Source organism: Janthinobacterium sp. GW822-FHT07H11, from assembly GCF_058798615.1.
In genome coordinates this window covers 6,298,491-6,310,793 of record NZ_CM179507.1, presented here as the reverse complement: position 1 = coordinate 6,310,793, position 12,303 = coordinate 6,298,491, and the positions used below count along the sequence as shown (strand labels likewise).

At 65.1% G+C, this 12,303-nt stretch carries 7 protein-coding genes; all 7 read left to right on the top strand.

The features are described from left to right. The first annotated feature begins 67 nt into the window (after positions 1-67). The 7 genes from astC to AC3RCJ_RS27905 all read left to right on the top strand — a co-directional run bounded on the left by astC (position 68) and on the right by AC3RCJ_RS27905 (position 12,214). Entirely contained in the window at positions 68-1,309 is a 1,242-nt protein-coding gene (gene astC / locus AC3RCJ_RS27935) for an acetylornithine/succinylornithine family transaminase (protein ID WP_492957466.1), read from the top strand. 94 nt (positions 1,310-1,403) lie between these two features. After that, a complete protein-coding gene (locus tag AC3RCJ_RS27930; protein ID WP_492957464.1) occupies positions 1,404-2,435 on the top strand; it encodes an arginine N-succinyltransferase in 1,032 nt (343 codons plus the stop codon). Positions 2,436-2,448: 13 nt separating this feature from the next. Then, positions 2,449-3,513 (top strand): arginine N-succinyltransferase, encoded by a 1,065-nt coding sequence (astA, locus tag AC3RCJ_RS27925; protein WP_492957462.1) that lies wholly within the window; start codon positions 2,449-2,451, stop codon positions 3,511-3,513. Then, the gene (astD, locus tag AC3RCJ_RS27920) at positions 3,491-4,996 is read left to right on the top strand and encodes a succinylglutamate-semialdehyde dehydrogenase (protein WP_492957460.1); all 1,506 of its coding nucleotides are present in this window, start codon (positions 3,491-3,493) and stop codon (positions 4,994-4,996) included. The genes astA and astD overlap by 23 nt, the downstream gene beginning before the upstream one ends. A 9-nt stretch (positions 4,997-5,005) precedes the next feature. After that, positions 5,006-6,346, top strand: coding sequence for an N-succinylarginine dihydrolase (astB, locus tag AC3RCJ_RS27915; protein ID WP_492957458.1), 1,341 nt, complete (start codon positions 5,006-5,008; stop codon positions 6,344-6,346). A 148-nt stretch (positions 6,347-6,494) separates the two neighbouring features. Then, positions 6,495-11,195, top strand: a complete 4,701-nt coding sequence (locus AC3RCJ_RS27910) for an NAD-glutamate dehydrogenase domain-containing protein (RefSeq protein WP_492957456.1) — start codon at positions 6,495-6,497, stop codon at positions 11,193-11,195. Then, a complete protein-coding gene (locus AC3RCJ_RS27905) occupies positions 11,195-12,214 on the top strand; it encodes a succinylglutamate desuccinylase (RefSeq protein ID WP_492957454.1) in 1,020 nt (339 codons plus the stop codon). Before AC3RCJ_RS27910 ends, AC3RCJ_RS27905 begins: the two co-directional genes overlap by 1 nt. The last annotated feature ends 89 nt before the right edge of the window (positions 12,215-12,303 follow it).

The following is a 12,303-nucleotide window of genomic DNA, read 5'->3' as shown; positions in this document are numbered from 1 at the left end:
TTTATAATGCAGTACACACGTAGCTGTCGTAGCTGCGGAGTACCTAACATATTGATGGGGAAATGCTATGAATGCCAAGCTTGATTCGACCGTAACCGCTCGCCCAGTCACCCGGGAAACCTTTGACCAGGTCCTGGTTCCTACCTACGCTCCCGCTGCCATGGTGCCGGTACGTGCCGCCGGACTGGATCTGTGGGACCAGTCCGGCAAGCATTACCTCGATTTCACTTCCGGCATCGCCGTGACCAGCCTGGGCCATTGCAATCCGGCCCTGGTCGACGTGCTGACCAAGCAAATCAATTCCTTGTGGCATTTGGGCAACGGCTACACCAACGAGCCCGTGCTGCGCCTGGCGCTGGCCCTGACGGAAGCGACGTTTGCCGACCGCGCCTTCTTCTGCAATTCCGGCGCGGAAGCCAATGAAGCGGCCCTGAAGTTGGCGCGCAAATACGCGCACACCAAGTTCGGCGCGCACAAGTCGCGCATCATCTCGTGCTTCAGCTCCTTCCACGGACGCACCCTGTTTACGGTCTCCGTCGGCGGCCAGGCCAAGTACACGGAAGGCTTCGAGCCGCTGCCACCGTCGATCGACCACATCGCCTACAACGACATCGAAGCGGCGCGCGCCGCCATCGGCGATGACGTGTGCGCCGTGATCGTCGAGCCGGTACAGGGCGAAGGCGGCGTGGTGCCGGGCAATCCGGAATTCCTCAAGGAGCTGCGCGCCCTGTGCGACAAGACGGGCGCCCTGCTGATTTTCGACGAAGTCCAGAGCGGCATGGGCCGCACGGGCGCCTTGTTTGCCTACATGGGCTACGGCGTCACGCCGGACATCCTGACGGCCGCCAAGGCGCTGGGCAATGGCTACCCTATCGGTGCCATGCTGACCACCAATGAACTGGCGCAAACCCTGGCTGTCGGCACCCACGGCACCACCTACGGCGGCAACCCGCTGGCCGCCACCGTGGCCCTGACCGTGCTGGAAACGATCAATACGCCAGCCTTCCTGGCGCGCGTGAAAGAAGCCAGCGTCAGCACCATCGCCATGCTGCAAGGCCTGATCACGGATTACCCGCAAGTGTTCTCCGTGGTGCGCGGCAGCGGCTTGCTGCTGGGCCTCGTGGTCAGCGACGCCTTCAAGGGCCGTGCGAAAGACATCCAGAAGGCCGCCGAAGCGCAAGGCCTGATGGTGCTGATCGCCGGCATGGACGTGGTGCGCCTGGCGCCGGCCCTGATCGTCTCGGACGAGCAGATTGCCGAAGCGGGTCGTCTGCTGCGCGCCGCCATCGACGGCATGCTGAAAGCCTGAGGCTAGCCTCGCTCCCTGTTTGATCACCGGCCCGCCGCCTTGCCGCGGGCCGGCTTGGTTCTACCCCAGCATCGTCAGCATTGAAGGAGTACCCATGTATGTTGTCCGTCCGGTAGAAATTGCGGATATTGCAGCCCTCGAAGCGCTGGCCGCGGTAACCATGCCGGGTGTCCATACCCTGCCGAAGACGCGCGAGAAGATCGCCGCCTCCGTCGAGCGCTCCATCGCCTCGTTTGCCGCCCATGTCGACATCCCCAGCGAAGAGTCGTATCTCTTCGTGCTTGAATCGCTGCTCGACAAGAGCATTGCCGGCACCGCCGCCATCTTCGCCTCGGCCGGCTCGAACGGCACCTATTTTTCCTTTCGCAACGACGTCATCCAGCAAGTTTCGCGCGACCTGAACATCAGCCACAGCGTGCATGCGCTGACCCTGTGTTCGGAACTGACGGCGTATTCGCAGCTGTCCGGCTTTTATGTGCGCAATATGGACCAGGCGGGCCTGGAAGCGGCCCTGCTGTCGCGCGCGCGGCTGCTGTTTGCCGTGCTGGCGCCGCACCGCTTCGGCGACCGCTTCTTCGTGCCGCTGGCCGGCATCACGGACGCCAACGGCCAGTCGCCATTCTGGGATGCGCTGGGCCGCAAGTTCTTCCAGATGGATTTCCTCGACGCCGAAAAAGTCATCGGCGGCGCGCGCAACCGCACCCTGATCGTCGAGCTGATGCCGCATTACCCCGTGTACGTGCCGCTGCTGCCCGGCGACGCGCAGGCGGCCATGGGCCAGATCCACCCGAGCGGCGAACTGGCGTTCAATCTGCTGACGGAAGAAGGCTTTGAAGCCGACGATTACATCGACATCTTCGATGGCGGCCCGATCCTGCAGGCGCACAAGCATGCGTTGCGCTCGTTTACGGGGTCGCTCACGCGCCGCGTGGTGGCCGGTGTCACGCCCAGCCGCACGGGCCTGAAAGTCAATTATGCGATCGCCTCCGGCGCCGAGCGCAACTTCCGCGCCGTCACCTTTACCTGCGATGCGCTCGAAGCGCAGGACACCGTCGGCTTGCCGGCCGAGCTGCTCGACGCGCTGGCCGTGGCCGACGGCGACAGCGTCATTTGCGTGCGCATCTAACCGAGAGAACCTTATGCTAGTAGTACGCGCCATCAACGCTTCCGACCTGAATGCCCTGTACGGCCTGGCAAGCCAGGTCGGCACCGGCATGACCACCCTCAAGCCGGACATGAAAATGCTGGGCGACCGCCTGGCCATCGCCTGCGCCTCGTTTGCTGAAACCATCGCGCCCGAGAAGCGCGACTACATGTTCGTCATGGAGGATACCGACACGGGCCGCCTGGCCGGCGTATGCGCGATCAAGGGGGCCGTGGGCCTGGAAGAACCGTTCTATAACTACCGCATCGGCACCCTGGTCCATTCCAGCCGCGAGCTCGACGTGTTTACGCGCATGGAAACCTTGTACCTGTCGAACGACCTGACGGGCAGCACGGAACTGTGCTCGCTGTTTTTGCACCCAGACTACCGCAGCGGCAACAACGGCAAGCTGCTGTCGAAAAGCCGTTTTCTCTTCATCGCCCAGTTCCCGCACCTGTTTACGGAAAAGCTGATCGCCGAAATGCGCGGCTACCAGGCGCCGGACGGCAGCTCGCCGTTCTACGAAGGCCTGGGCCGCCACTTCTTCAAGATGGATTTCCACCACGTCGACGATCTCACCAGCCTGGGGAAGAAATCGTTCATCGCCGAACTGATGCCGCGCCAGCCCATGTACGTGGCCTACCTGCCCGACGAGGCGCAGGAGGTGATCGGCAAGGTCCATCTGAGCACGGCGCCCGCGCGCCGCCTGCTGGAACAGGAAGGCCTGCACTTCGAAGGCTATGTCGACATTTTCGACGCCGGCCCCGTGCTGCAGGCGCGCGTCTCCGAACTGCGCGCCATGCGCGACAGCGTGCCGGCCGTGCTCGATGCCGAGGCTGCGCTGGACGCCGGCGAGGTGGCGCAGGCCGAGCCCTACCTGGTGTCGAACACCGACCTGAAAGATTTCCGCATGATCGTCACCAACGCCAATCCGCACAGCGGCAAGATCGCGCTGGACGACGATGAACTGCATCTGCTGCGTTGCCACAACGGCGACACCGTGCGCACCTTGTCACTCAACCCGAGGAAGCATCCCCATGTCTCAATCGTCCAGCCTTAATATGTTTAATTCGTCTACCGCAGCATCGAACTTCATCAACGGCGCCTGGCTGCCGGGCACGGGCCGCGAACTCGTCACCATCGACCCGTCGAACGGCAAGCAGACCTGGGCCAGCCTGGAAGCGACCGAGAACGAAGTCGAACAAGCCTGCCAGGCCGCCCGCGCGGCCTTTGAAGCGTGGGCCGATACGCCCGTCGACGAGCGCATCGCCATCTGCGTGCGCTTTCGCGAGCTGCTCAAGGAGCATGCCGAGGCGCTGGCGCTCTTGATTTCGGAAGAAGTGGGCAAGCCCTTGTGGGAGTCGCGCACGGAAGTGGCCACCATGGCCAACAAGATCGATATTTCGGTGCAGTCGTATCACGCGCGCACGGGCATCACGCAAAGCAAGATCGCCGATGGCGATGCCGTGCTGCGCCACCGTCCGCATGGCGTGTTCGGCGTCTTCGGACCGTACAATTTCCCTGGCCACCTGCCGAACGGCCATATCGTGCCGGCCCTGATCGCCGGTAACACCATCGTCTTCAAGCCCAGCGAATACGCGCCGCGCACGGCCATCAAAACCGTGCAGCTGTGGCAGCAGGCCGGCTTGCCGAATGGCGTCGTCAACCTCGTCAACGGCGGGCGCGACACGGGCGTGGCGCTGGGCGCCAATGCCCACCTCGACGGCGTGCTGTTTACGGGTTCCTGCCAGACGGGCATCAGCCTGCACCGCCAGTTCGGCGGCCAGCCGGGCAAGATGCTGGCGCTGGAAATGGGCGGCAACAACGCCCTGGTCGTGTGGGACGTGAAGGACGTGGACGCCGCCGTGCACCACGCGATCTTCTCCGCCTTTGTCTCGGCCGGCCAGCGCTGCACCTGTGCGCGCCGCCTGGTGGTGCAGGACAACGCCTTTGGCGCCGCCTTCGTGGCGCGCCTGGTGGAAGTGGCCGCGAAACTGGGCATCGGCGCCTCCGACGCCCAGCCGCAGCCCTTCATGGGTCCTGTGGTATCGAGTGCCGTGGCCGCGCGCCTGGTGCAGGCGCAGGCGGACATGGTGGCCAAGGGCGGCACGACCCTGCTGCAGATGCGCCAGTTGAATCCGGCGGCGGGTTTTGTCACGGCCGGCATCGTCGACGTCACCAACGCAGTCGGCATCCCCGACGAAGAATGGTTCGGCCCCTTGCTGCAGGTGATCCGCGTGGCCGATTTCGACGCGGCCCTGAAGGTCGCCAACGCCACCGAATTCGGCCTGGCCGCGGCGCTCTTGTCCGACGATCCGGCGCTGTGGCAGCTGTTTCAAACGCGCGCGCGCGCCGGCATCATCAACTGGAACCGTCCGACCACGGGCGCGGCCAGCACGGCGCCGTTCGGCGGCATCGGCAAGTCGGGCAACCACCGTCCGAGCGCCTATTACGCGGCCGATTACTGCGCCTACCCGGTCGCTTCGATCGAAAACAGCGTATTGGAATTGCCGGCCAAGCTGTCACCCGGCCTGAATTTTTAAGGAAACCCCATGCACAGCACGCGCGAATACAATTTTGACGGCCTGGTCGGGCCATCGCATAACTATGCCGGACTCTCGTTCGGCAACGTGGCCTCGTTCAGCAATGTGAAAAGCGCTTCGAATCCGAAGCAGGCCGCCTTGCAGGGCCTGGCCAAGATGCGCGCGCTGGCCGCGCGCGGCTTTGCGCAAGCCTTGCTGCCGCCGCAGGACCGGCCGAATTTCCGCCTGCTGCGTTCCATCGGTTTCACTGGCAGCGATGCCGAGGTGCTGGCGCGCGCCTACCAGGAGTCGCCCGTCATCCTGGCGTGCGCGTATTCCGCTTCGCCCATGTGGACGGCGAATGCCGCCACGGTCAGCCCGTCGGCCGACACGCAGGATGGCCGCGTGCATTTCACGGCCGCCAACCTGAATAACAAGCTGCACCGCGCTTTCGAGCACGCGCAGTCGGCGCGCAGCCTGCGCGCCATTTTCAGCGACGACAAGCACTTCGCCGTGCACGACGCGCTGCCGTCGACGCCCGCCTTTGGCGACGAGGGCGCGGCGAATCACACGCGCCTGGGCGCGAGCCACGGCGCGCCGTCCGTTGAAATGTTCGTGTATGGTCGCGTGGAGTTCGATCCATCGGCACCAATGCCGAAGCGCTATCCGGCGCGCCAGACGCTGGAAGCCTCGCAGGCCGTGGCGCGCCTGCATGGCCTCGATGCGAAGCGCACCGTGTACGTGCAGCAGAATCCGGACGTGATCGACCAGGGCGTGTTCCATAACGACGTTATCGCCGTCGGCAATGGCAATGTGCTGTTCTATCACGAGCAGGCGTTTGCCGATGAAGGGGAAAGCCTGTCGCAGCTGCGCCGCGCCGTCGCCGCCACCGGGGCGGAACTGCAGGCGCTGCGCGTGGACACGGGCCAGGTGCCGATCCAGGATGCGGTGACCAGCTATCTGTTCAACAGCCAGTTGCTGACGAAAGAGGGCGGCAAGATGGCGCTGGTGATCCCGCAGGAATGCCAGGAAAACCGCGCCGTGTCGCGCTACCTGGAAGGCCTGGTGGCCGGCGGTGGACCCATCGACGAACTGATCCATTTCGACCTGCGCCAGAGCATGCGCAACGGCGGCGGGCCCGCCTGCCTGCGTTTGCGCGTGGCCCTGACGCAAACCGAGGCGCGCGCCATGCACCAGGGCGTGATCATGACGGAAACGCTGTACCATCGGCTGGTGCAGTGGGTGGAAAAACACTACCGCGACCATCTGGAACCGGGCGACCTGGCCGACCCGCAACTGGCGCTGGAAGTGCATGCGGCGCTTGAAGAATTGACGATCATCCTCAACTTACCTGGATTGTACGACTTGTAGGCGATAGAAAAACACACAGAAAATCCGAGACAGACTATCCGCAATACAGAATTGGACGGGCGACCCCCGTCTCTTGACACCGCTGCCGCCCAGCCATAAGCCCGAACGACAGCGTTGGACATTCACATTACCGTAATGGAGATGCAAGATGAATCACACGCCACAAGATTTGCGTACACAAACGCTGGAGCTGATCAAGGACAAGGCGGCGGCGCCTGTCGTGCAGCTGGTGCAGGCCTGGCTCGACTCGCTCGATGCCGAAGACCTGGCCGATATCGCGCCCGACAGCCTGGCGCCCGTGCTGGTGGACGGCTTCACGCAAGCGGCCAAGCGCACGGGCAACGGCTGCCAGATCGCCACCCTGCGCTATGCGGATGGCCGTGGCGGCATGGCGAGCGCCTTGCTGATCCTGAACGAAGACATGCCTTACCTGGTCGATTCCATCGTCATGGCCATGCGCCGCCAGCACCTGGCCGTGCGCGGCGTGATGAATACCGTGCTGCCGGTGCGCCGTGCCGGCGACGGCAGCGTGGAAGCGGTGCGCCAGGCTGGCGACCCGCTCGAATCGTATGTGCTGGTGCTGCTTGACGAAGAGCTGGCGCCGCAAGCGCTGGCTGCGCTGGTCGGCGCCCTGGAGACGGTCGCGCGCGACGCTGCCGTCGTGCGCCGCGATGCCGCCGCCATGAGCGAACGCCTGGCCACAGTCGCCACGGCCGCAGCGCAGCATGGCGAAGAGGGCGCGGAAGTGGCCGCCTTCCTGGAATGGGCGCGCAGCGGTGGTTTTGAAGTCTTCGGCTACGCCTACTACCGCGTCAAGCCGGGCGTGCGCGAACTCGAACGCGACATCCCCAGCCGCGTCGGCGTGCTGCAGGATACGGCCCACCCGGTCTACGGCACCTGCCTGGCGAATATCCCGGGCGACTTCGACACGCTGGCCAAGCGCGAATCGGCGCTGTCCATCGTCAAGGCCGACGTGGCGGGCACTTTGCACCGCGACCAGCAGCTCGACTTCATCGGCGTGCGCGACACCGACGCGCAAGGCGCGATCCTGGGCGAGCATTGCTTCGTCGGCCTGTTCACCCGCGCCGGCAATTCCACCCCGCTGGCGGCGCTGCCATTTGCGCGCGGCCGCGTGGCCAAGGTACTGAGCCTGGCCGGCGTGCGCCAGCAAGGCTTCCGCGCCGAGAAATTCCGCGAAATCCTCGAATCGCTGCCGCGCACGGAAGCGCTGGAAGCGGACCTCGACTGGCTGGCGCAAGTGTGCGGTTCCGTCGTTTCGCTGTACAAGCAGCCGCGCACCAAGGTCTTCGCGCGCCGCGACGTGTATGCGCGCCACCTGAACGTGCTGGTCTACCTGCCGCGCGAGCGCTACAGCGCCAGCGTCGCATCGAGCCTGGCGAAAGCCCTGCAGGCCAGCTCCGGCGCCACGCATGTGAGCATGCAGACGCTGGTGGCTGACGGCCCGCTGGCGCGCGTCTACCTGATCGCCCACGCCGCCCGCTACCCGCTGGACCTGGAAACGGATATCGAACAGCCGCTCCTTAGCGTGCTCGATGGCTGGCACAACGGCTTTGCCGCCGTGGCCGACGCCGTGCCCGACGTGGCCCTGCGCACCAGCCTGCGCAAACTCTGCGCCACTTTGCCGCTCGATTACGTGGCCGCCACCGCGCCTGCCGTCGCCTTCCGCGACCTCGACACCATCCTGCGCAATACCGACCCGTCGCACGTGGCCGTGCGCATCGAGACGGGCTTTGTGACCACGATCCGTTTGTACTCGGCCAACAAGGTGCCGCCGCTGTCGACCATCCTGCCGGCCCTGCACAATGCGGGCGTGGCCATCGACCGCGAACAGGCTTATTCGATTTCGCTGTTCGACGGCACGCGCTATTTCGTCACCAGCCTGACAGTTGATGCCGCCAGCGCGGCGAAACTGGCGCAGCCGTCCGTCGTCGCCGTGGCGCAGGAGCTGTTTGCCGCGCTGTTCAACGATGAGGCCGAAGACGGCCGCCTGAATGGCCTGGTCATCGAAGGCGGCCTGTCGACGCGCGAAGTGCAGCTGGTGCGCGCCTACACGAGTTACTGGCGCCAGACGGGCAGCCGCTTCTCGGTGCGCTACATTGCCGAAAGCCTGCGCAAGCAGCCAGCCCACGTGAAAGCCCTGGTCGAGGCCTTTTTGCAGCGCTTCGACCCGGCGCTGTCCGACGCGCAGCATGCGGCCGCCCTGGAGGCGATCGCCACCATCAAGGCCGGCCTGCCGTCCGTGAACCACGCCGATACCGAGGAAATCCTCGGCGCCCTGGCCGACCTGATGAGTGCCACCCTGCGCACCAGCTACTTCCAGAATAATCAACAAGGCGACAAGATCATCTTCAAGTTCGACACCAGCAGCCTGGCGCTGGTGCCGGAACCGCGTCCTTACCGCGAGATTTTCGTCTTCTCGCGCCGCTTCGAAGGCGTGCACCTGCGCGGCGGCCCTGTGGCCCGCGGCGGCTTGCGCTGGTCCGACCGCATGGAAGACTACCGCACCGAAGTGCTGGGCCTCGTCAAGGCGCAGATGGTCAAGAATGCCGTCATCGTGCCGGCCGGCGCGAAGGGCGGTTTTGTCTGCAAGATGATGCCGAAGGACGCCGTGCGCGAAACCATCGCCGCCGAAGGCGAAGCCGTCTACCGCCTGTTCATTTCCAGCCTGCTGGAAGTGACGGACAACCGTTCGCTGGGCAATATCGTCCCGCCAGTCGACACCGTCTGCTTCGATGACGCCGACCCCTACCTGGTGGTCGCTGCCGACAAGGGCACGGCCACCTTCTCCGACATCGCCAACGGCATCGCCGTGCAGCGCGGTTTCTGGCTCGGCGATGCCTTCGCCTCGGGCGGTTCGAACGGCTACGACCACAAGAAGCTGGGCATCACCGCCAAGGGCGCATTCGAAGCCGTCAAGCGCCATTTCTATGAAATGGACCACGACCTCAATACCACCCCGATCACCATGGTCGGCGTGGGCGACATGTCGGGCGACGTGTTTGGCAATGGCGTATTGCTGTCGCGCCAGCTGAAACTGGTGGCCGCGTTCGACCACCGCCATATCTTCCTCGACCCGACACCGGACGTCGCCGTTTCGTTCGACGAGCGCGCGCGCCTGTTCGCCTTGCCGCGCTCCTCGTGGGATGACTACAACAAGGAGCTGATATCAAATGGCGGCGGCGTGTATCCGCGCTCCGCGCGCACGATCGAGCTGTCGCCGCAGATCCGCGCCGCGCTCGATATCGCCGAAACCTCGCTGGCGCCGGAAGAACTGATGCACCGCATCCTGAAATCCCCGGTGGACCTGTTCTACAACGGCGGCATCGGCACCTACATCAAGGCCTCGACGGAAAGCCACGCACAGGTGAAGGACCGCGCGAATGACCATATCCGCGTCAATGGCAATGAGCTGCGCGTCAAAGTCGTGGCCGAAGGGGGGAATTTGGGTGCGACCCAGGCGGGCCGCATCGAGTTCGCGCTGACGGGCGGACGCATCTTCACCGATGCGATCGACAATTCGGCCGGCGTGGATTGCTCGGACCATGAAGTGAACGTGAAAATCTGGCTGGACGTCGAAGTCAATGCCGGCAAGCTGACGGAAGCGGAACGCAACCGCGAGCTGTATGCGATGACGGACGACGTCGAGCGCCTGGTCTTGCGCGACAACACGCAGCAGACGCATTTGCTGGTGCGCGAGTTGCAGGCGCAAGGCGAAAGCGCGGTGCAGGATGGCTATGCCGCCCTGATCGCCAGCCTGGAAGAAGAGGGCGCCCTGTCGCGCGAACTGGAGCAGCTGCCGTCGGTGGCCGAACTGGCGCGCAGGAAGAGCGACGGCCGTGGCCTGACCACGCCGGAACTGGCGGTGGTGATCGCCAACGTGAAGAACCGCTTCAAGCGCATCCTGTCCGCCCTGCCTTTGACTGGTGAAACCTGGGCCGAACCGGTGCTGAAACCGTACTTCCCATCCTTGCTGGTGGAAACCCGTTCGGCGCTCGACCACCCGCTGGCCAACGCCATCCTGGCGACCGTGCTGGCCAATGAAGTGATCAACCGCTGCGGCCCATTGATGATCCGCAACCTGGCGGCAGAACACGGCGTGGACGAGTCGGCCGTGATCCTGGCCTGGGGCCAGGCCTGGGTCGCGCTGAACCTGGCGCCGGTGTTCGATGCGCTCGATGCCGATGCCTTGAGCATTCCGCGCGACGTGTCGATCAAGGTCGATGCGCAGACGCGCGTGCTGCAGAAAACCATGATCGCCGGCGTGCTGACCGTGCCGGCCGAGCAGCTGCGCGGCGCGGGACTGGCTGAACTCACGCGTTTGTTTGGCGCGGAATCGAAGCGCGAACTGCTGCAAGCGGTCGGCATCAAGTCCGAGGCGGCGCTGGTGCCGGGCTTGACGCCGGCCTTCGTGCAGGCCTGGGACGCGGTCGATGCGCTGGAAGTCGTCGCCGGCTTCCTGTTCCCGGCCCTGTCCGTGCCGCGTCCTGCCTCGATGGACCTGGCGGCCTTTTTGCAAGTGGGCCTGGCCCTGCGCAGCCAGGCGGGCATCGACACCCTGGAGCGCGGCCTGAAACTGGCGGCGCAAGGCAAGTCGCAGGAACAGCTGCGCAACTATGCGCAGCAAGCGCTGCGCCGCACGCAACAGCGCCTGCTGACGCAGGTGCTGGCGCACGCCGAACAAGGCAATGCCGGCAAGGCCGTCGATGCGGTGACGGGTGCGCTGGGCCTGTCGGCCTATGTGGCGGCGACGGAGCTGGAGCAAGCCATGCTGGACGTGTGGACGCTCTCCGAGGCAGTGAATAAAGTGACAGTGGAAGCGGCGGTGTAATGACGCAAGAAGCAACACAGGCAGTGCATGGCGCTGGCGGCTTGCCGCCAGCGGTACAGGCGCTGGCCGAGGCGGACTTCGGCGCCGTGGCGCAGCTGTTCGCCAACGCCGGTTTCATGGTGGCCCTGCCGGCGCCCGGCATCCTGCAAGTCAGGCAGCCAGGCGCCGGTGCCGGCCGCGCCAGCGTGGCCATCTCCGTCGGCGTGCATGGCGACGAGACGGGACCCATCGAAGTGCTCGCGCATCTGCTCGACGCGCTGTCGCGCGAGGCGTCCAAGCTGGCCGTCGATCTGTTCGTTTGCGTGGGCAATGTCGATGCGATCCGGGCCGGCAAGCGTTTCATCGACGCCGACCTCAATCGCATGTTCCGCCCCGTGCGGGGCAGCCTGGCGCAAGCGGCGGAAAGCGCGCGCGCCGATGAAATGATCGCCGCGACCAAAGCGTTCTTTGACGCGGCCGGTCCCGTGCGCTGGCACCTGGATTTGCACACGGCCATCCGGCCTTCCGTGTACCCGACGTTTGCCATCGTGCCGGACCTGGTGGCAGACGACGCCAAGGCGCAGCTGATCGATTGGCTGGGCCAGGCGGCTATCGGCGCCATCATCATGAACCCGCAGTCGGCCGGCACGTACAGCTATTATTCGGCCGAGCATTTCGGCGCGGCCGCCAGCACGGTGGAGCTGGGCCGCGTGGGCACGCTGGGAAAGAATGACCTGAGCCTGTTCGACGATGTATCGCGGGCGCTGGACGGCCTGCTGCGCGGACTGCCTGCGCAAGCGGCCAGGGAGCAGCCGCACGTGTTCAAGGTGGCGCAGGAAATCATCAAGCACAGCGATGAATTCCGCATGGCGTTTGATCGCAGCACGCAGAATTTCACGTCCCTGCCGCAGCACGCCGTGATCGCCAGCGATGGCGACCATGTCTACACGGTGCGGCACGCGGAAGAGCTGGTGGTGTTTCCCAACCCGGATGTGCGGGTGGGCTTGCGCGCGGGCTTGATGGTGGTGCGCGTGGCCTGACCGTCCAGCCCTCACACAGCATTTGGCGCCAGCCGGGGAAACCCGTTTGGCGCCATTTTTTTGCCTGGCCTTCGGTGCGCACCCGCAGG

Bases quoted from the DNA above. Each gene is read 5' to 3' on its own strand.
- astD (WP_492957460.1), top strand. From the start codon at position 3,491: ATGTCTCAATCGTCCAGCCTTAATATGTTTAATTCGTCTACCGCAGCA.
- astC (WP_492957466.1), top strand. From the start codon at position 68: ATGAATGCCAAGCTTGATTCGACCGTAACCGCTCGCCCAGTCACCCGG.
- astB (WP_492957458.1), top strand. From the start codon at position 5,006: ATGCACAGCACGCGCGAATACAATTTTGACGGCCTGGTCGGGCCATCG.
- AC3RCJ_RS27930 (WP_492957464.1), top strand. From the start codon at position 1,404: ATGTATGTTGTCCGTCCGGTAGAAATTGCGGATATTGCAGCCCTCGAA.
- AC3RCJ_RS27905 (WP_492957454.1), top strand. From the start codon at position 11,195: ATGACGCAAGAAGCAACACAGGCAGTGCATGGCGCTGGCGGCTTGCCG.
- AC3RCJ_RS27910 (WP_492957456.1), top strand. From the start codon at position 6,495: ATGAATCACACGCCACAAGATTTGCGTACACAAACGCTGGAGCTGATC.
- astA (WP_492957462.1), top strand. From the start codon at position 2,449: ATGCTAGTAGTACGCGCCATCAACGCTTCCGACCTGAATGCCCTGTAC.